The following is a 17,725-nucleotide window of genomic DNA, read 5'->3' on the forward strand; positions in this document are numbered from 1 at the left end:
GCTGGCGGATCGGCCATCCGGCCGACGTTGCGGCGGCACGGGGGCGTGAAGAGAGCCAGCTTGCAGCCTAGGTGTGAGCAAGGTCGGGTTGCCGACATGTCGCTAGTCTGCCCCCATGACGAAGCGCGCCGCAGTGGCGGTCTACGCCCGGATCTCCCAGGATCGATCTGGCGAAGAGCTCGGGGTCCGGCGGCAGCTGGCCGACTGCCGAGCTGAGGCTGAGCGGCGCGGGTGGACGGTGGCCGAGGAGTACGTGGACGACGACTCATCGGCGTTCTCAGGCAAGCTGCGCCCTGCCTACGAGCGGATGGTCAGCGACTTGGCTGATGGGCGGCGAGATGCCGTGGTGGTGTGGCACATGGATCGCTTGCACCGGCGTCCGATCGAGTTCGAGCAGTTCGTCGAGGTCTGCAAGCGTGCCGGGGTGGAGGACGTGGTGACCCTCTCCGGTGACGTCGATCTGGCCAAGGGGGACGGGTTGCTCGTGGCGCGGGTGGTCGCGGCGTTCTCGGCGAGCGAGTCCGAGGCCAAGCGTCGTCGCGGGGCGCGCAAGGCGCTGGAGATTGCCGAGTCCGGCCGTCCGATGATGGGCGGCCCGCGCCCGTTCGGCTTCTTGGACGATCGGGTGACCCATCACCCCGCCGAGGCCCCGGTGGTGCGGGAGTTGGCGGCACGGGCGCTCGCCGGGGAGACCTTGATCTCGCTGTCGACGTGGCTGCAGGCGAGCGGGGTGCGGACGGTGGGCGGCAAGGAGTGGCGGACCAACACCGTGCGGCAGCTGCTGACGAATCCGCGATCGTGGGGGATGCGGGTGCACCGGGGTCAGGTCATCGGGCCGGGCCTGTGGGAGCCGATCATCAGTCCCGAGGACGGTGAGCGGCTACGCCGGTTGCTGCTGGATCCTGCGCGGCGCACGAACCGCAGCGCGCGCCGGTACTTGCTGACCGGGATGCTCGAGTGCGGCAAGTGCGGGGGGCGGCTGTACTCGACGCCGAAGGACGGCAAGCGCCGGTATGGGTGTGCGATGGGGCCGGACCATCGGGGCTGTGGCGGGGTGTTCATCTACGCCGAGATGCTGGAGCAGTTCATCACCACGGCGGTGCTGTACCGACTGGACTCCCCGGTGATGGACGAGGTCCTGACCGGCGGCGGGCAGGACGACGAGCGCGTGCGAGACCTGGGTGAGGCGATCAAGGGCGACACCGACCGGCTCGACGACCTGGCGGCGACCTGGGCGGACGGGGAGATCTCCAAGGCCGAGTGGCTCAAGGCAAGAAGCCGGATCCAGGCTCGCCTCGAGGCCAACCGAGCTGAGTTCTACCGGGTGACCCACCGCGACGCCGTGGCCGCGTACGTGGGTCGCGGGGACGAGCTACGCGGGCAGTGGGACGGCCTAGCGTTCTCGCGTCAGGTTGCGATCGTCAAGGCGGTTTTAGCCAAGGCGACGATCCTCCCGGCGGCCGTGCCGGGCAGGCGCGGGCTAGATCCGGACCGGGTGCAGCCCGAGTGGCGGCTGTGAGGGCGCGGCGGGGATCCGCGTGCTCGGCGCTGGCGCGCCGTGCGCGCGCGGCTTCCCCGTCCGTGCCCCCAGCAGGACGCCGATCTGGCCCAGCACGGCGGGATCGGTGATCTTCTCCGGCAGGCCCTGGGCGCGGCAGGTCTTGGCCACCCACCGCGCCACCGCGTCATCCACGGGCAGGGGGCTCATCCGGCCCACTGCGCCCAGATGGCCGGCGGCCCGGACCACTGCTCGGTGTCGGCGGAGGACCAGACGTTGGCCGGCTGCATGCCGAAGAGGTCTGAGGCTTGGCCCAGCACGTCCTCCGGCGAGCGTCCCCTCAGCGTGAGCTTCTCGGGTTGGAATCCCTGAGCCAGGCCATACCGGTGCAGGCCCAGCACGCGCGCGGTGGGGTCCGTGAAGGTCTTGGAGACGTACTTGGACAGGTAGCCCGCCGCCTGGCGCGCCTCGCCCAGCGCCCCGGCGCCGACCGGCACGTGGCCCAGGAGCTTGATGTGGACGAACCCCCGGCCCCACGCGGCGTTGATGGCCGAGCGCGAGACGTACCGGCCGACCGCGAAGTGCACGTGCAGGCCGTGGCCCGTCTTGTGCCACTCGGGCACCCACACGTAGGCCAGAGGCTCACCACCCAGCCCCGTGCGCAGCGCACGAAAGAACTCTCGGACGTGCTCGCGAGTCTGCAGCGGGTCGTGACACCCCTCGCCGGAGTAGGTCAGGGTGCCGAGCCGGTTCAACCGGTTGGCCGCGCAGTAGCGGCGGAGCGCCGCCCGGGCGCGCCGTCCGGCTTCCTGCGCGGCGCGCTCGGGGTCCCGAGCTGCGCCCCGCGCGACGTAGGAGCGCTGCGGGCGGTAGGACGAGACAAAGCACCCGCCGCCCTCAGCTGCACGCGGGTACAAGGACAGCACCCATCCGGCGGTCCTGGGAGCACGAGCGCGCGCAGCCACGACGGCTCCCGTATCGGCGCGATGCTCTAGTCCCATGCTCCGGGACTATAGGACTCCCACCTGCTTGTAGTCCAGCTTCTTGGGACTACGGCTCTCGCGTGTCGCTCGCGGTCTCCTGGATGGCCTGCTCCAGATCGATCGTCACGCCGGGAAAGCGGTACACGTCCGGGTGCTCACCGAAGACTCTGCGGAACGCCGAGATGCGCCGATAGATCGCCGACCGGCTCATCCCTAGTTGGGACTGGATCCCCTCGAACCCGCCCGCGGTGTGCCACACGAACCAGAACCCGACGAGATCGAAGGTGGCCCCCCGAGCAATCGGCATCATGAGCGGCCGCAGCGGCTCAACCAGCGGATCCGTCAGCGGGCGGACGGCCTTGGTGTACGCCGACCATGCCCGTTCCCACCTGCTCTTGGCGATGCCCTGGCCGTCCGGGGACGGCATGCGCTGTGCGCGGAAGTCAGACACGAAGCCTCCTAGTCCAGGACTACGAGACTAGTCCCTCGCGCCGAGCCACCGGAAGCCCTGGCCAGGTCGAGCGTGTACCTCACCTCCGGGCGTCATCCCGGCCGCTTGAGCCTTGCCCTCCGGCCCCACGGCTCAAGCGGCCCTCTCCCCGTGGCCGGGGACGGTGCTCCGCACCAAGAGCCCCCGGCTGCGCACGAGGCGACCGCTTGACCCGAGAGACCTCCGGACTGCTGCTCCGCTATCGGGACGATGCCCTCCAAGTGGGCCGCCTCAGGGAGCGCCACCAGTAACGTTGCTACTTCAAGTCAAGAGCCCGCCTCCGGCGCGCCCGCCGGGGCCGAGGCGAAGCCCGAGCGTGCGTAGTGAACTATCCAGCCCTTGTCGGACAAGTTCACAGTGCGTCGACGGAGGTCATCCTCGTCCACCTCGCCCTTGATCAAGTTGACGCGCTCAAGAGCTGCGAAGTTCGTTCGCATCTGCTGCGGCGTATTGAAGCCAAACTTCTCGTTGTCGCTTGGTGCGCATGCGCCGCCTGCGCCAGCGAGGTCATCAAAGAGCTTCCACGCTCGCGGTTGCAGGGTGATCGCCTTTGTGATGCTCTCCGCTTCCTCTGCGAGCCAGACCTCAAGAAGCTCAAAGTAGTTCTCGGGTCTACCGAGCTCGTCTTGCAGGTCAAGCCAGACACTGAACGCCTGTGCGTACTTTAGCGCGTCTCGGAGGTTGTTGTGGCAAATCTGGTAAAGGTGCCGAAACTCTGTCGGGCCGACGGGCGCGGTCGCGTCATCCCGAACCTTGAAGTATTCGAGGCGCGTCTGAATAAGCGCTTCTATGTCGTCATCCGCTACAGGCGGCACCTCAATAGGCGGCGCAACGCGCCCGTCGAGACGGGAAGATGTGACCGACGAGCGGATGATGCCTAGTGCGCCGCACAGGACCCAGCGCACTCGAGGGAGATCGAATGTAGTGTCGCGCAGCTCTTCGAGAACCCTTCGCGCCTCGTTGCTTCTGCTCAGCAGCTCGACGTTGTCGATCACACCGATAAGAGCGCCAGCCGAGTCAGTTGGGAACGTGTCCTCAAGGGCGCGCCGGACAAGTGTCTCCAACCCGGAATCTAGGAACCCGTCGCCCGTATTTACCTCACGGGTGACTTCGGCATTTCCTCCAGTCCCTAAGAACTGTGCACCACCGCCGCCAGACTTTACGACCGGGCTATTTAGCCAATCCTCGAGCGCGCCAAAATTGCTCGTGCTGTAACCGAACGACTGCAACTGGGGACGATGGGTGATGAGCGCCTGTGCGATTGCAAGAATTGCTTCTCGGTGAAGACGGTCGGGGTCGCTTCTGATCTGCAGGACTCGGTCAATTGGGAGGAGCGCCTGTTGCGTGTGACCGGTCGACTTTGCCTGCATCGCAGTGAAGACGTTCACGAGTACAAGGCTCGTCTTGCCTACGCCATTGGAGCCTTCTAGCGTGGGGTGCAGACTGGTATTCCTGAGTTGACTCATGAGGGCGCGACTCTCCTTGGTTCGTCCTACCAGAAGAGCCGCACCCTCTGTATTGGCCTTCAGCGGCCGAGAGTCATACGGGTTGCCCGAGAAGCCGAGGTCTAGCCAGATCGACACAAATCGCTCCCTTGTTCAGGATGTGGGGGAGTCTAGCGGTGACCCAAGGAGCAAGGCGGGACCTCGCAGCGCGGGTTGAACGAGGTCGGGACTGTCGGGGTGCATTTGCGATTGGTCGGGTTGCCGACGTTGCTCTCTCCGGATACTGCCTTCCTCGACCTCGCAGGACTACCGTTCCCCCATGGCGACCCAGCACGCCGTCCGGACGCACGACGACCGCGCCCTCTCGGTGCACGACACCGGGGCGCGGGTGCTCGACGCCATCACGGTCGTCTGGCACCACGGCTCCCCCCAGACCGGCGCCCTCCTGCGCCCGCTGCTCGACGCCGCCGAGGCGCGAGGCGTCCGCCTGGTCTCCTACGCCCGACCGAGCTACGCGACGTCATCGCCCCGGCCGGGACGCGACGTCGCCTCGGCCGCCGCGGACGTCGAGCGTGTCGCCGACACCCTCGGCCTCGACCAGTTCGCCGTCATGGGGGCCTCGGGCGGCGGCCCCCACGCCCTGGCCTGTGCAGCCCTGCTGCCAGCCCGCGTGACGGCCGCCGTCACCCTCGCTGGCCTCGCCCCGTTCACCGAGGCGTTCGACGGGTTCGGCGGCATGGCCTCCGACGCCGCGCTCCGGGCTGCCCGTGAGGGCCGGCAGGCGCGCGCCCGTTTCGCCGAGACCGACGAGTTCGACCCCCGCAGCTTCACCGCCCGCGACTGGGCGACCCTCGACAGCACGTGGTCCGCGCTCGGCGAGGACGCCCAGGCCGCTGAGGCGGCCGGCCCCGACGGGCTCATCGACGACGACGTCGCGTTCGTCTCCCCCTGGGGCTTCGACCCGAGCACGATCAGCGCGCCCGTGCTGCTCGTCCACGGTGGCGAGGACCGCGTCGTCCCCGTCTCGCACAGCCGACGGCTCGTCGAGACCCTGCCCGACGCCGAGCTGTGGTTCCGGCCCCGGGACGGTCACATCTCCGTGCTCGAGGCCGTCCCGCTCGCGATGGACTGGCTGCGCGAGCACGGAGCCGACGGCACGCACTGACCAGCCCGGCCGGGCGCGGCCGGCCGGGTCGTCGAAGCAACCGGCTCAGTCGGAGACCGCGACGTCCGCGAGCGCCACGACCGCCTCTGCGAGGAACTCCCCGAACCACAGGGAGTCGTTGTGCCCGGCCCCCGGCACCACGACCTCGTCGACGAGGTTGGGCACCTGGGTGGCGAGCTCCGCCGAGAGGCGAGGGGGCACGACGCCGTCGGCGTCCCCGTAGAGGATCGTGACCGGGACGTCGCTGCTGCGCAGGTCAGCGGCGCTGGGGTACTCGTCGCGGACGAGCCGGCGGGCGGGGAACGGAGCGTGGCCGTCGACCACCTCGGCGAAGGAGGTGAAGGGCGAGCGCAGCAGCACCCCGGCCGGCGGGTCCGTCACGACCAGGCCCGAGGCGACGCCCGTGCCGATCGACTCCCCCACGTAGAGGGTGCGCGCGGGCTCGAAGCCACGGTCACGGAGCAGGGCGACGGCGGCGCGGGCGTCGTGCGCGAGACCCTCCTCGCTCGGTGAGCCGGGGTTGCCGCCGTAGCCGCGGTAGTCCACCAGCAGCACCGTGAAGCCGTGGGCGGCGATCGCCTGGGCGGTCTCGAGCCGACCGGCGCGGTTGCCACCGTTGCCCGGCAGGTAGAGCACGGCGGTCTCCCGGTCCCCACCCTGCGGGGGCACCAGCCACGCACCGAGGTCGAGGCCGTCCTCGGTCTGCAGGACGACGTCCTCCGCACCGTCGACCCGGTCGGCCACCTCCCCGACGGGCGTGGCGTCCGGGTGGTACATGAGCTGCCGCTGCAGGGCCCAGAACAGGCCGATCAGCACGGCGACGACGGCGAGGGCCGCGACGAGAACCAGCCCGGCCCTCCGCCAGGGCGACGCAGCCCCGACCCCTCGGCCTCCAGCATCCCGTGCCATCGCACTCCTCTCTGTGCCGACGGGTCAGCGCGCCCGGAGCCGGTAGAACACGTGCGGGCGCACCGGGTGGCCGACGGGGACGGCAGGGTGGTCGAAGTCCCACTCGGGCTCGCGGCGCATGCCGATGCGCTCCATGACCCGCTGCGAGCGCAGGTTGCCGACCGCGGTGAAGGACGTCACCTCGGGCCAGCCCAGGGTCGTGAAGGCGTGGTCGACGGCGGCCCGGGCAGCCTCCGTGGCGAAGCCGTGCCCCCAGTGCTCGGCGGCGAGCCGCCACCCGACCTCGACCCTCGGCACGAACGCCGCCTCGAACCGCACGGGCCACAGACCGGTGTAGCCGATGAACTCGCCGGTGTCCCGCCGCTCGAGGGCCCACAGCCCCCACCCGTGCGTGCTCCAGTGGTCGATGATCCGGTCGACGAAGGCGTCGGACCTGTCCCGCGTCATCGGCGTCACGAAGTGCTCCATGACCCGCGGATCGGCGTTCATGCGGGCGAAGGGGTCCCGGTCGGCGTCGGTGAAGCCGCGCATGAGCAGCCGGTCGGTGGTGATCTCGGCCACCGGGCGCGACGCGTCGTCCTGCGGGTGCGGCCCGTCGGGGTCCTGGTCCGGGGGTGTCGCCATGCTCGTCACGGTAACGCGGCCTCCGCGGCAGGGCGCCACGTCGAGCCGGCCGCGCGGGCTGCACCTCCCTCTCCTGGTCAGACCGTTCCCGCCGCAGGCCCGAGGGCGGTACGCATCGGCCGCGGCTCAGGTCTCCCGGCGGGCAACATCCTCGTGCACGGCGAGGAAGATCGAGTAGGGGGTGCCGCCCGGATCACCCGGACGGTCGGCGAGATCCTGCAGGAGCTCCGACAGCCGCCGGTGCAGCTCGGCGTACCCGGCCTCGTCGAGGCGCAGGCCGAGCCGGCTGACCACCATGGCGTCCGGGTCATCGAGCTCGGCGACCTCGCTCAGGAAGGTGTCGATGAGCACGCGCGTGGTGCCCGGCACCCGGGGCATGCGCCATGACTTCCCGGTCGCCCGGTAGGGGATCTCACGCGCGCCCCGCGCACCGCGCCGCTCCGGCTGAGCCGCGAGGAAGCCACGCTCGGCGAGGGTCCGCACGTGGTGGAAGGTGGTCGCAGGGCGCCTCCCCAGCCGCTCGGCGATCTCCTTGTTGGTCAGCGCCTGGTCCAGGCACAGCCGCAGGATGCGCATGCGCAGCACCGAGGCCAGGGCGCGGGCATCGGCGTCCGCCTCGCGCTCCGAGGCCTCGGGCACCTCGGCGGCGCGCTCGGGAGGGATCTCCGCGGGCGGACCGTCCTCGACGTCGGGCATGGCCTCATCCTACAAACCGATTGACACTTCCCAATCACTCCCGCCATGCTGCCGCCATGCCCAGCCCCCGACCGCGGTCCCTCGCCTTCCACCGCAACTTCCGCCAGCTGTGGATCGGCGATGCGCTCGGGCAGTTCGGCGCCCAGCTCACCGGCCTGGCCCTGCCCGTCTACGCGGTCACCCACCTCGACGCGACCGAGTGGCAGATGGGCGCCCTCAACGCCACCCAGACCGCAGCGTTCCTGGTCATCGGGCTGCCCGCCGGGGCGTGGGTGGACCGGATGCGCAAGCGCCGCACCCTGATCGTCGCGGACCTGGTGCGCGCCGTCGTCCTGGCGGTGGTGGTAGCGCTCGCCCTGGCCGGCCACGCCTCGATGCCCCTGCTGTACGCCGCGGGCCTGGTCCTCAGCGCAGCGACGGTGTTCTTCGACGTCGCCCACCAGAGCTACGTGCCCGGGCTGGTGGGGCTCGACCGGATCTCCGAGGGCAACAGCAAGCTCCAGGCCACGCAGTCGGTCGCCATGGTCGGAGCACCCGCCATCGGCGGTGCACTGCTGCGGGTGATCTCGGCCCCCGCCCTGATCGGCGTGACGGTGGTGACCTACCTGGCCTCGGCGGTGTTCGTCGGGCGCATCCGGCAGGAGGAGGTGCTGCCGCGGCGTGAGGACCGGCGCTCCTTGCGGGTCGAGATCGCCGAGGGGCTGCAGTTCGTGGTCCGCCAGCCCCTGCTGCGCAGGATCGTGGCCTGCACCTCGATCGGGAACCTGTTCAACGCCGTCTCGAGCGCACTCCTGGTCATCTACGCGCTGCGCGTCCTCGACCTCGACGAGGCAGGGCTCGGCGTCGTCTTCTCTGCCGGGGCGGTGGGCGGGCTGCTGGGTGCTGTCGTGGCCGACCGGTGCGCCCGGTGGATCGGCGGGGGGCGCATCGTCCCCGTCTCGGCCCTGGCGATGGGGCCCGCCTTCGCGCTCGTCCCGCTGGCCGTCCCGCTCGCCGACGTCGGCATCCCGCCCGAGGTCACGCTCATCGCCAACGGCGTGCTGTTCAGCTTCGCGGTCGTCGTCTACAACGTCGCGCAGGTCAGCTTCCGGCAGCGCCTGTGCCCGCCCGCGCTGCTGGGCCGGATGAACGCCTCCGTGCGGTTCATCGTCTGGGGCACCGTGCCCCTGGGCGGTCTGCTCGGCGGGTGGCTCGGGACCGCGCTCGGCGTGATCCCGACGATGTGGATCGCTGCGGGCGGGACCCTGCTCTCGGCACTACCCGTCGTGCTGTCACCGCTGATCCGCATGCGCGAGCTCCCGACGCCGGACCACGCAGCTGCCGCCGCGGTCGACGGCACCCCCTAGACCATCCGGCGGGTGCGGGGCGTCAGCCGCATCACCCAGGCCCAGCCGAGGAGGAGCAGCCCGGCGCCGATCAGGCCGGACGCGACGGGGTAGGGCACCGGGAGCAGCGCTTCGGACGTGCGCGCGCCGGCGGCCCCGCCCAGGAGGGCCACCGCGATGATGCCCGCGAGCGCGACGTCCTTGCGGCGTCTGAGGTCCAGCCCCAGGGGCCGCAACGTCAGGGCCTCCCGGTACAGCACGACAGCGGGCGGGATCAGCGCGAAGACGAGGGCGCTCCAGGTCAGCCCGGGGCGACCACCGCCGAGGTCATCCGGAGCGAGCACGTACGTCAGGGCGAGCGCGCCCGTCACCACGAGGAGCACACCCACGACACGCAGGGTCACGCTCGCCACCGGCCGCCGACGATCAGCGTGCACCCATTCCGCCGCGAAGGCCACGGGGTCCGGTCCCACCACCTCCTGCGGGTCTTGGCCATGGGCCACCGCATCCTCGAGGTGGGTGCGCAGCTCGTCCAGGCGTACCTGACGCTCGGGCCGCGGGACACCGCTCTGGCGCCAGGCCCGATCGACCTGGTCCAGGACCCGAGCGACGGGAGCGGACGGCCCGGCCCCCGTCACGACGTCACCCCGCCTCGTCGCGCCCAGGCCCGGTTCGACCACCGCACCTGCAGCGCGGTCAGGGCAGCGCCGAGGACGACGAGCACGACCGCCGCGGGCCACGTCACCGAGACCCCGGTGCCGTCGAGGAGCGTCCAGGCGAGCCCGAGGCCGACAAGGAGCAGCAGCCCGCCGAGCACGGAGCCCGCCCGGGCCGCGCGGCGGGAGGACCGGTGGCGATGCGCAGGATCAGCGCGTACGTGCGGGCATCGCGCCGCGCCCCACTCCGCTGCGAACGCGAACGCGACCGGGTCCGGGTTCAGCACCTCCTCGGGCGACCGCCCCTCGGCCGCCGCCCGCTCGAGATGCTCCCTCAGCCCGTCGAGGCGCTCGTACCGCTCGTGGCGCTCAGCAGTCGTCAGGTCACGCGTGGACCAGGAGCGGTCGATCCGCTCGATCTGCACGTCGATCTCGGCGCCGTCGCTGCGGCGCAGTCGTGGTTCCACGATCAGTCCCCTTGTCTGCTCACGTGCAGGATCGCGTCGACCCCGGTCGCGACCTGCTTCCAGGTCGTGCGCGCTTCCCACAGCTCGCGACGGCCGGCATCGGTGATGCGGTAGTAGCGGCGGCCCGGTCCGCTGGTGGACGGCGCGACGTAGCTGTCGAGCAGCCCCTTGGCCTCGAGTCGCGAGACCAAGGGGTAGATCGACCCGTCGCGCACCATGCCGAGCCCGGCCTGGCGCAGCGCCGCGGCGAGCTCGTAGCCGTAGCGGTCCTGCTCGGCGACCAGGGCCAGCAGGCAGGCGTCGAGGATCCCGCGCAGCAGCCGGGACCCTCGCTCACCACCTCCGTCGCTCGCCACAGGGACTACCTTGCACTGCAGGTGTCATGCAGCGCAAGGTAGTGGCCGTGGCAGATGGGGAGGGCAGCCGCTCAGAGGTCGTAGCTGACCAGCAGCGGGGCGTGGTCGCTCCAGCGCTCCTCGTACGTGGGGGCACGGTCGACCTCGGCCTTGAGCGCGCGCTCCGCGAGCTCGGGGGTGGCGAGCTGGTAGTCGATGCGCCACCCGGCGTCGTTCACGTAGGACTGCCCGCGCCAGGACCACCAGGTGTACGGCCCGGGGCCGTCCCCACCGAGACGCCGACCGAGGTCTGCCCACCCGTCGCCGAACCAGCGGTCGAGGTAGGCACGCTCCTCGGGGAGGAAGCCGGCAGCCTTGAGGTTGCCCTTCCAGTTCTTGATGTCGATGTTCTGGTGGGCGATGTTCACATCTCCCGCCACCACGACGTCGGCGCCCGAGGCCCGGAGCTCGGCGAGCCGTGCGGTCACGAGCTCGAGGAAGGCGTACTTCTCGTCCATCTTCGGCGTGCCCACGGTGCCCGAGTGGATGTACGTCGAGATCACGGTGAGCGTCCCGCCCTCGGGCAGCTCGAGGTCGGCCTCGACCCAGCGACCCGTGTTGACGGGGACACCCTGGCCGAGCCCGATGCGGATCGCGCTCATGGGCAGCCGCGAGGCGATGGCCACCCCGGCGCGGCCCTTGATCACGGACTCGTCGTGGGCGAGGTGCCACTCCTCGGCCGGCAGGAAGTCACCGACCATCTCCTGCGGGGCGCGCACCTCCTGCAGCAGCAGGACGTCGGGCTTGCGGGCCTCGACCCAGTCCCCCATCCCCCGCCGGAAGGCGGCACGGATTCCGTTCACGTTGGCAGTGGCGATCGTCAGCACCCGGCCATCCAACCCCACGCCACCGACACGGCACGAACGACGCGGTCAGCACCACCCTGACCGCCCACGCCCGAGGTCGATCGGGCACCGCAGGCGATCGGCAGGATCGGGGTCGATCAGGGTCACATCGCGACCACGATCGACCCCACAATCTCGCACGAGCACGAGCACCAGCACGAGCGAGGCCAGGCGCCCGCCGGCACCACAGGCACCGAAGGGCGCCGACGCCGGACGTCGGACCTGGCGCGCCGTGTCCTCAGCGGGCGGGCTGGGCGAGGACGAACCGGTTGCCGTCCGGGTCCTGGGCGTGCACCACGAGGACGCTGCCGATGTCCTCGACCTCCCCCGGGGCGCCGCCGAGCTCGGCGAGCCGCTCCCGTGCCACCGCGACGTCGTCCACCGCGAGCATGAAGAGCGGACCGTGGTCGCCCCGATCGATCCCGCGGGCATGACGGTGACCGTCGAGCACCACGGGGACGGCGTCAGGTCCTGGCGGGTGCAGGTCGTGGATCAGACCCTCGTGGCTGGTCCGGCCGGCCGGCACCCCAAGGACCGCCGACCAGAAGGCGATCGCCCTGCCCATGTCCGTCACGTGGACGAAGACGCCGGTCACACGGCGCCCCACCCCTGCTGCCTGTGCTGTCACGCGAGCATCCAACCGCGCCGCGCCCGCGGCAGCAACGACGGACTCACCCGTCGGCGTACGCGCGCTCCATCGGCTCGATCTCGAGCTTGGTCATGGTGAGCATCGCGGCCATGGCGCGCCCCACACCCTCGCCGTCGGGCCGGGTCATGATCTCCTCGAGCTGACGCGGGACCACCTGCCAGGACAGCCCGAAGCGGTCCTTGAGCCAACCGCACTGACCGGGGTCGCCGCCGTCGGCGGTGAGAACCTCCCAGTAGCGGTCGACCTCGTCCTGGTCGTCGCAGGTCAGGTACATGGAGAAGGCCTCGTCCAACGTCAGGTACGGGCCGGCGTTGATCGCGGTGACCGGCATGCCGTCCAGGGTGAAGTCGACGATGAAGGGCTCCCCCTCGGCACACCCCGGGACCCCGCCCGGTGGTGCGGGGGTCACGCGGGTCACCTCGGAGTTCGGGATGACGGAGGCGTAGAACTCGGCGGCCTTCTCGGCGCCGCTGTGGAACCACAGGTGCGGTCGGACGATGCCCATCGGAACTCCTTCGCTCGTCGGTGCTGTCCTCAGGTCAGACCGCACCCGGTGGCGGAAGTCACCGGGCACCGGCCGTCCGTCGGGCACGTTGGCATGTCACCCGTTCGGCCGTATCGTGACGTGAGTGTTCGCGCCGACCGAGGGCGAACGATGGGGGCCCGGAGCAGTGCCGCCACCCCACCGACGACCCCAGGTCGAGGAGTGCCCCCATGACGAGGACCGCGAGCGTGATCGTGCGCGCCAAGGACAAGGCCGACACGATCGGGCTGACCCTGCGGGCGGTGCGGGAGCAGTCCGTGCCGGTCGAGCTGATCGTCGTCGACTCGGGCTCGACCGACGGCACCCTCGACATCGCCCACGAGCTCGCCGACCAGGTCATCGAGATGGCGCCCGAGGAGTTCACCTATGGCGGCGCCCTGAACCTCGGCGCGCGCGCAGCGCACGGGACGGTGCACTGTGCGCTCTCGGCCCACTCGGTGCCGCACTCCCGCACGTGGGTCGAGGACTCGTTGCGCTACTACGACGATCCCGCCGTCGTCGGCACCAACTACGCCAAGCGCACCCCCGACGGCACGCCGCTCGACGGGTACTACCTCCAGCGTCCCGAGGACGCCCTGCGGTACCCGCGCTGGGGCTTCTCCAACCACGGGTCGTCCTGGCGGGCCAGCACCTGGCGCGAGATGCCCTTCCGCGAGGACCTGGACGCCGCCGAGGACAAGGAGTGGTCGTGGCGCGCGCTGGCCCGCGGCGGCACCATCGCCTTCGCGCCCGAGCTGCGGGTCAGCGACGGCCACCGGCGCAAGGCTGGCCTCGGAGCCTACGCGCGACGCATCCACAAGGAGCGCACGGCCGTCATCTCGCTCGGCGGGATCGCCAGACCCACGCTGCGCGACGCCGTGCACGAGTGGTGGTCGCCCGTGCAGCACGCCGACTACCGCCCCGTGGCGCTGCGTCGCCTGAGCCCGTACCGCATCGCCGAGATCGCTGCGACGTACCGTGCGGGCCGGACCGCCCCGACCATCCCCTCGGGCATCCACGAGATCAAGGCCCTGGTCCAGCAGGACGGCCCGGAGGCCGCTCTCGAGGTGGGCCCGGTGCCGGGGACCCGACCCGGTCCGGCCTCCAGGGCCTGACAGCGCCCCCCGCTCCCCGGCGTTGAGCGGTCAGCGGCACTGAGCGGTCAGCCGACGGCGGCCTCCGCGGTGTCGACCACGTTGGCCAGCAGCATCGCGCGGGTCATCGGACCGACCCCGCCCGGGTTGGGCGAGATCCAGCCCGCGACCTCCCGCACCCCCGGGTCGACGTCGCCCACCAGGCGAGCCCTGCCGGTCGCCTCGTCGACGGTGCGGGACACCCCGACGTCGAGCACGATCGCTCCGGGCTTGATGTCCTCGGCACGCACGATCCCCGGCACCCCTGCGGCGGCGACGATCACGTCGGCCTCGCGCAGGTGGGCCAGCAGGTCCCGGGTGCCGGTGTGGGTCAGGGTGACGGTCGCGTTGTGCTCGCGCCGGGTCAGCAGCAGGCCGATCGAGCGACCCACCGTCGTACCGCGACCGAGGACGACGACGTTGGCGCCGTTGACGCTCAGCCCGTACCGGCCGAGCAGCTCCAGGATCCCGCGCGGGGTGCACGGCAGCGGGGTGTCGATCGGCTCGTTGACCCGCAGCACCAGGCGCCCGAGGTTGGTCGGGTGCAGGCCGTCGGCGTCCTTGCGCGGGTCGATCCGCTCGAGCACGGCGTTGACGTCCACCCCTCGGGGCAGCGGCAGCTGGACGATGTAGCCGGTGCACGCCGGGTCGGCGTTGAGGCGGTCGATCGCGGCCTCGACGTCGGCCTGGGTGGCCGTGCCGGGCAGGTCCTCACGGATCGAGGCGATGCCCACCTCGGCGCAGTCCCGGTGCTTGCCCCCCACGTAGGCGTGCGAGCCCGGGTCGTCCCCGACGAGGATCGTGCCGAGGCCGGGCACGACGCCGCGTTCACGCAGGGCCGCGACCCGCACGGCCAGCTCGGCCTTGATCGTCGCGGCCGTGGCCTTGCCGTCGAGGATCTGGGCCGTGCCGCTCGGGCTCGCGGTCTCGGCCGTGCCGACAGCCCCCTGCGGCAGGGCCTCGTCGGTCCCCACGGGCGTGCCGACGTCGGTCAGGCCGGCCCCCTCGTTGCCCTGGTCCGGCGCCGCGCCCTCGTGCGCCCCGCTCACTGGGCGAGCTCGGGGTAGAGCGGGAAGCCGTCGGTGAGCGACTTCACCCGGGCCTTGAGGGCCTCGACGTCGGCGCCCTGGCCCTGGACCAGGGCGGTGGCGATGATGTCGGCCACCTCGCGGAACTCGCCCTCGCCGAACCCGCGGGTCGCGAGAGCGGGCGTGCCGATGCGCAGGCCCGAGGTGACGCGGGGCGGGCGCGGGTCGAAGGGCACGGCGTTGCGGTTCACGGTGATGCCGGCCGCGTGGAGCAGGTCCTCGGCCTGCTGGCCGTCGAGCTCGGAGTGCCGTAGGTCCACGAGCGCGAGGTGGACGTCGGTGCCCCCGGTCAGGACGGAGACGCCCGCGCCCGCGACGTCGGCCGCACCGAGCCGCTCGGCGATCAGCCGGGCGCCGTCCAGGGTGCGCTGCTGACGCTCCACGAAGCCCTCGGTCGCGGCGATCTTGAAGGCCACGGCCTTGGCCGCGATGACGTGCATGAGCGGCCCACCCTGCTGCCCGGGGAACACCGCCGAGTCGATCTTCTTGGCATGCTCCTCACGGGAGAGGATGAAGCCCGAACGCGGGCCGCCGATGGTCTTGTGGACGGTCGAGGAGACGACGTCGGCGTAGGGCACCGGGCTCGGGTGCAGACCGGCGGCCACCAGACCGGCGAAGTGCGCCATGTCGACCCAGAGGGCCGCACCCACCTCGTCGGCGATCGACCGGAAGGCCGCGAAGTCGAGCTGGCGCGGGTAGGCCGACCAGCCCGCGATGATGACGCGCGGCCTGGTCTCGAGGGCCTTGGCGCGGACGACGTCCATGTCGACCAGGTAGGTCTCGGGGTCCACGCCGTAGGCGGCGACGTCGTACAGCTTGCCCGAGAAGTTGAGCTTCATGCCATGGGTGAGGTGACCGCCGTGGGCGAGCTCGAGACCCAGGATCGTGTCCCCCGCGTCGGCGAGGGCGTGCAGCACGGCGGCGTTCGCCTGGGCCCCGGCGTGCGGCTGGACGTTGGCGTGGTCGGCCCCGAACAGGGCCTTGGCGCGGTCCCGGGCGAGGTTCTCCGCGATGTCGACCTGCTCGCAGCCGCCGTAGTAGCGCTTGCCGGGGTACCCCTCGGCGTACTTGTTGGTGAGGACCGAGCCCTGGGCCTGGAGGATCGCGCGGGGCACGAAGTTCTCGCTCGCGATCATCTCGAGGGTGTCGCGCTGGCGGGTCAGCTCGCCGTCCAGGACGGCGGCGATCTCCGGGTCCAGCTCGGACAGGGACTGGTTCATGACGTCGGAGCTCATGGCTTCTCCTCGCATCAGCAGTGCGTGTGGGGATCCCGGGATCGGTCCGGGCACACACACGTGGTGTGGTGACCGAAGGGCCCAGGCGTACGACCCGAAGTCTGCTGTGCGTCGCTCCCTGGTGGTGACCCACCCGTTCGCCAGTCGCGACAGGTATCACCCTACCAACCGTTCGCAGGAGCAGACAGGCCTCGGTTGGAGAACGGGAATGGTTATCGTTTATGGTGGCGCTCATGACACGCAGCCTTCGACACCGCCGCCCCCTCCCCCTGCTCGCCGCCCTCGCCATCCCCGCCCTCGCCCTGACCGCCTGCTCGACCGAGGCAGAGACCGAGGACACGACCGCCGAGGTCAGCACCGAGGACGAGCACGACGACGAGGACGAGCACGAGGACGAGGAGGGCTCGGGCCGCGAGGAGGCCGCCACCCAGACCCCTCGCGTCGTGACGGCGTACGACGGCGGGCTGCTCGTCGTCGACGGCCTGACCCTCGAGGTCGTCGCCGACATCGAGCTGCCGGGCTTCAACCGGCTCAACCCGGCCGGTGACGGTCGCCACGTGCTGGTCTCGACCACCTCGGGCGACGAGGCAGGCTTCCAGGTCCTCGACATGGGCACCTGGAGCGAGGGCCACGGCGACCACGACCACTACTACACCGCCGAGCCCGAGCTCACCGACGTGGTGTTCTCGGCCGAGACCCCGGGCCACGCCATCCCGCACGGCGGGGTCACGACCCTGTTCGACGACGCCACGGGCGAGATCACGTTCTTCGACCCGAGCGAGCTCGGCGACGGCATGCCCGAGGTCGAGACGACGTCGACCCCCGAGGCCCACCACGGCTTCGCCTTCCGCCTCGACGACGGCAGCCTCGTCACCACCATCGGCGACGAGGACTCCCGCTCGGGCATGCTCGTCACCGACGCCGACGGCACCGAGATCGCCAGCAGCGAGGAGTGCCCCGGCGTGCACGGTGAGGCCGTGGCCGAGGGCGAGGTCGTCATCGCCGGCTGCGACGACGGCGTCCTGATCTACGACGGGAGCGAGATCACCAAGGTCGCCAGCCCGCACGAGTACGGCCGCATCGGCAACCAGTTCACCACCGCGGACTCGACCATCGCCCTCGGCGACTACAAGCACGACCCCGACCAGGGTCTGGGCCTGCACGAGATCACGCTGATCGACACCGCGGCGAAGACCCTCCAGGTCATCCACCTGCCCGAGGGCGTCGAGTACACCTTCCGCGACCTGGCCCGTGGCCCCGAGGGCGAGGCCCTCGTGCTCGGCACCGACGGCGCGCTGCACGTCCTGGACGAGACGACCGGCGACGTCGTCGCGAGCCACCCGGTGATCGACGCCTGGGAGGTCCCCGAGGAGTGGCAGGCCGCCCACCCGGCGATCAAGGTGCTCGGCGAGACCGCCTACGTGACCGACCCCGCGAACCAGCAGGTCCACGCGGTCGACATCCCGACCGGCGAGGTCTACCTGACCGGCGACCTCCCGGCCGCGCCCAACGAGATGGCCGTGGTCACCGGCTGACCTGACCAGCCAGGAACCACCGGGCTCGGGGCCCGCACCACACGGTGCGGGCCCCGAGCCCGTC

20 protein-coding genes and 1 riboswitch are annotated in these 17,725 nt (G+C 71.3%); of the genes, 5 read left to right on the forward strand and 15 right to left on the reverse strand.

Annotation, left to right across the window (positions count from 1 at the left end; genetic code table 11):
* Nucleotides 1-115: 115 nt before the first annotated feature.
* Complete coding sequence (locus J4G33_RS13195) at nt 116-1,519, forward strand: recombinase family protein (protein WP_208056437.1); 1,404 nt, start codon at nt 116-118, stop codon at nt 1,517-1,519.
* On the opposite strand, the gene J4G33_RS13200 is transcribed toward J4G33_RS13195, so the two are convergent.
* The 4 genes from J4G33_RS13200 to J4G33_RS13215 form a co-directional block, all read right to left on the reverse strand.
* The gene (locus tag J4G33_RS13200; RefSeq protein ID WP_208056438.1) at nt 1,481-1,708 is read right to left on the reverse strand and encodes a hypothetical protein; all 228 of its coding nucleotides are present in this window, start codon (nt 1,706-1,708) and stop codon (nt 1,481-1,483) included. The genes J4G33_RS13195 and J4G33_RS13200 overlap by 39 nt on opposite strands.
* A complete protein-coding gene (locus tag J4G33_RS13205; RefSeq protein ID WP_243759068.1) occupies nt 1,705-2,499 on the reverse strand; it encodes a rolling circle replication-associated protein in 795 nt (264 codons plus the stop codon). Before J4G33_RS13205 ends, J4G33_RS13200 begins: the two co-directional genes overlap by 4 nt.
* 49 nt (nt 2,500-2,548) lie before the next feature.
* Complete coding sequence (locus J4G33_RS13210; RefSeq protein ID WP_208056439.1) at nt 2,549-2,932, reverse strand: hypothetical protein; 384 nt, start codon at nt 2,930-2,932, stop codon at nt 2,549-2,551.
* Between the two features lie 305 nt (nt 2,933-3,237).
* The gene (locus J4G33_RS13215; protein ID WP_208056440.1) at nt 3,238-4,359 is read right to left on the reverse strand and encodes a TniB family NTP-binding protein; all 1,122 of its coding nucleotides are present in this window, start codon (nt 4,357-4,359) and stop codon (nt 3,238-3,240) included.
* Nucleotides 4,360-4,735: 376 nt separating this feature from the next.
* On the opposite strand from J4G33_RS13215, the gene J4G33_RS13220 reads away from it, so the two are divergent.
* On the forward strand, nt 4,736-5,581 hold the full coding sequence (locus J4G33_RS13220; RefSeq protein ID WP_208056441.1) for an alpha/beta fold hydrolase: 846 nt from the start codon (nt 4,736-4,738) through the stop codon (nt 5,579-5,581).
* Between the two features lie 45 nt (nt 5,582-5,626).
* Here J4G33_RS13220 and J4G33_RS13225 read toward each other — a convergent pair whose 3' ends face one another.
* The 3 genes from J4G33_RS13225 to J4G33_RS13235 form a co-directional block, all read right to left on the reverse strand.
* On the reverse strand, nt 5,627-6,490 hold the full coding sequence (locus tag J4G33_RS13225; protein ID WP_208056442.1) for an alpha/beta hydrolase: 864 nt from the start codon (nt 6,488-6,490) through the stop codon (nt 5,627-5,629).
* 24 nt (nt 6,491-6,514) lie between these two features.
* Complete coding sequence (locus J4G33_RS13230) at nt 6,515-7,114, reverse strand: GNAT family N-acetyltransferase (RefSeq protein ID WP_208056443.1); 600 nt, start codon at nt 7,112-7,114, stop codon at nt 6,515-6,517.
* 126 nt (nt 7,115-7,240) lie between these two features.
* Nucleotides 7,241-7,810: an ArsR/SmtB family transcription factor gene (locus J4G33_RS13235; protein WP_208056444.1), complete on the reverse strand. Its 570-nt coding sequence runs from the start codon at nt 7,808-7,810 to the stop codon at nt 7,241-7,243.
* 56 nt (nt 7,811-7,866) lie between these two features.
* Between J4G33_RS13235 and J4G33_RS13240 the strand changes: the two genes are divergently transcribed.
* Nucleotides 7,867-9,156 carry an MFS transporter gene (locus J4G33_RS13240; protein ID WP_208056445.1) on the forward strand — a complete coding sequence of 430 codons (1,290 nt, stop codon included), beginning with the start codon at nt 7,867-7,869 and terminating at the stop codon, nt 9,154-9,156.
* Here J4G33_RS13240 and J4G33_RS13245 read toward each other — a convergent pair.
* The 6 genes from J4G33_RS13245 to J4G33_RS13270 form a co-directional block, all read right to left on the reverse strand.
* Nucleotides 9,153-9,773: a hypothetical protein gene (locus J4G33_RS13245; protein WP_208056446.1), complete on the reverse strand. Its 621-nt coding sequence runs from the start codon at nt 9,771-9,773 to the stop codon at nt 9,153-9,155. The two genes, J4G33_RS13240 and J4G33_RS13245, sit on opposite strands and share 4 nt — an antisense overlap.
* Nucleotides 9,770-10,258, reverse strand: a complete 489-nt coding sequence (locus tag J4G33_RS13250; protein WP_208056447.1) for a hypothetical protein — start codon at nt 10,256-10,258, stop codon at nt 9,770-9,772. Before J4G33_RS13250 ends, J4G33_RS13245 begins: the two co-directional genes overlap by 4 nt.
* 2 nt (nt 10,259-10,260) lie before the next feature.
* Nucleotides 10,261-10,614, reverse strand: a complete 354-nt coding sequence (locus tag J4G33_RS13255) for a PadR family transcriptional regulator (RefSeq protein WP_208056448.1) — start codon at nt 10,612-10,614, stop codon at nt 10,261-10,263.
* 71 nt (nt 10,615-10,685) lie between these two features.
* Nucleotides 10,686-11,480: an exodeoxyribonuclease III gene (locus J4G33_RS13260; RefSeq protein ID WP_208056449.1), complete on the reverse strand. Its 795-nt coding sequence runs from the start codon at nt 11,478-11,480 to the stop codon at nt 10,686-10,688.
* 256 nt (nt 11,481-11,736) lie between these two features.
* Nucleotides 11,737-12,126, reverse strand: coding sequence for a VOC family protein (locus J4G33_RS13265; protein ID WP_208056450.1), 390 nt, complete (start codon nt 12,124-12,126; stop codon nt 11,737-11,739).
* Nucleotides 12,127-12,169: 43 nt separating this feature from the next.
* Nucleotides 12,170-12,652 carry a VOC family protein gene (locus tag J4G33_RS13270; RefSeq protein ID WP_208056451.1) on the reverse strand — a complete coding sequence of 161 codons (483 nt, stop codon included), beginning with the start codon at nt 12,650-12,652 and terminating at the stop codon, nt 12,170-12,172.
* Between the two features lie 209 nt (nt 12,653-12,861).
* Here J4G33_RS13270 and J4G33_RS13275 point away from each other — a divergent pair, with 209 nt between their 5' ends.
* On the forward strand, nt 12,862-13,785 hold the full coding sequence (locus J4G33_RS13275) for a glycosyltransferase family 2 protein (RefSeq protein ID WP_208056452.1): 924 nt from the start codon (nt 12,862-12,864) through the stop codon (nt 13,783-13,785).
* A 47-nt stretch (nt 13,786-13,832) separates the two neighbouring features.
* On the opposite strand, the gene J4G33_RS13280 is transcribed toward J4G33_RS13275, so the two are convergent.
* A complete protein-coding gene (locus J4G33_RS13280) occupies nt 13,833-14,759 on the reverse strand; it encodes a bifunctional methylenetetrahydrofolate dehydrogenase/methenyltetrahydrofolate cyclohydrolase (protein ID WP_208056473.1) in 927 nt (308 codons plus the stop codon).
* Nucleotides 14,760-14,848: 89 nt separating this feature from the next.
* On the reverse strand, nt 14,849-16,126 hold the full coding sequence (glyA, locus tag J4G33_RS13285; protein WP_305852930.1) for a serine hydroxymethyltransferase: 1,278 nt from the start codon (nt 16,124-16,126) through the stop codon (nt 14,849-14,851).
* Nucleotides 16,127-16,198: 72 nt separating this feature from the next.
* A riboswitch (ZMP/ZTP riboswitch) is annotated at nt 16,199-16,284 on the reverse strand.
* A 75-nt stretch (nt 16,285-16,359) separates the two neighbouring features.
* Between glyA and aztD the strand changes: the two genes are divergently transcribed.
* Entirely contained in the window at nt 16,360-17,661 is a 1,302-nt protein-coding gene (aztD, locus tag J4G33_RS13290) for a zinc metallochaperone AztD (RefSeq protein WP_243759069.1), read from the forward strand.
* Nucleotides 17,662-17,725 lie beyond the last annotated feature (64 nt).

The sequence above is a fragment of the Actinotalea soli genome (genome assembly GCF_017565425.1).
Lineage (GTDB): Bacteria > Actinomycetota > Actinomycetes > Actinomycetales > Cellulomonadaceae > Actinotalea > Actinotalea soli.

Coding starts and splice junctions, on each gene's coding strand:
- J4G33_RS13275 (WP_208056452.1), top strand. CDS start 12,862: ATGACGAGGACCGCGAGCGTGATCGTGCGCGCCAAGGACAAGGCCGAC.
- J4G33_RS13240 (WP_208056445.1), top strand. CDS start 7,867: ATGCCCAGCCCCCGACCGCGGTCCCTCGCCTTCCACCGCAACTTCCGC.
- J4G33_RS13235 (WP_208056444.1), bottom strand. CDS start 7,810: ATGCCCGACGTCGAGGACGGTCCGCCCGCGGAGATCCCTCCCGAGCGC.
- aztD (WP_243759069.1), top strand. CDS start 16,360: ATGACACGCAGCCTTCGACACCGCCGCCCCCTCCCCCTGCTCGCCGCC.
- J4G33_RS13195 (WP_208056437.1), top strand. CDS start 116: ATGACGAAGCGCGCCGCAGTGGCGGTCTACGCCCGGATCTCCCAGGAT.
- J4G33_RS13200 (WP_208056438.1), bottom strand. CDS start 1,708: ATGAGCCCCCTGCCCGTGGATGACGCGGTGGCGCGGTGGGTGGCCAAG.
- J4G33_RS13220 (WP_208056441.1), top strand. CDS start 4,736: ATGGCGACCCAGCACGCCGTCCGGACGCACGACGACCGCGCCCTCTCG.
- J4G33_RS13205 (WP_243759068.1), bottom strand. CDS start 2,499: ATGGGACTAGAGCATCGCGCCGATACGGGAGCCGTCGTGGCTGCGCGC.
- glyA (WP_305852930.1), bottom strand. CDS start 16,126: ATGAGCTCCGACGTCATGAACCAGTCCCTGTCCGAGCTGGACCCGGAG.
- J4G33_RS13230 (WP_208056443.1), bottom strand. CDS start 7,114: ATGGCGACACCCCCGGACCAGGACCCCGACGGGCCGCACCCGCAGGAC.
- J4G33_RS13225 (WP_208056442.1), bottom strand. CDS start 6,490: ATGGCACGGGATGCTGGAGGCCGAGGGGTCGGGGCTGCGTCGCCCTGG.
- J4G33_RS13270 (WP_208056451.1), bottom strand. CDS start 12,652: ATGGGCATCGTCCGACCGCACCTGTGGTTCCACAGCGGCGCCGAGAAG.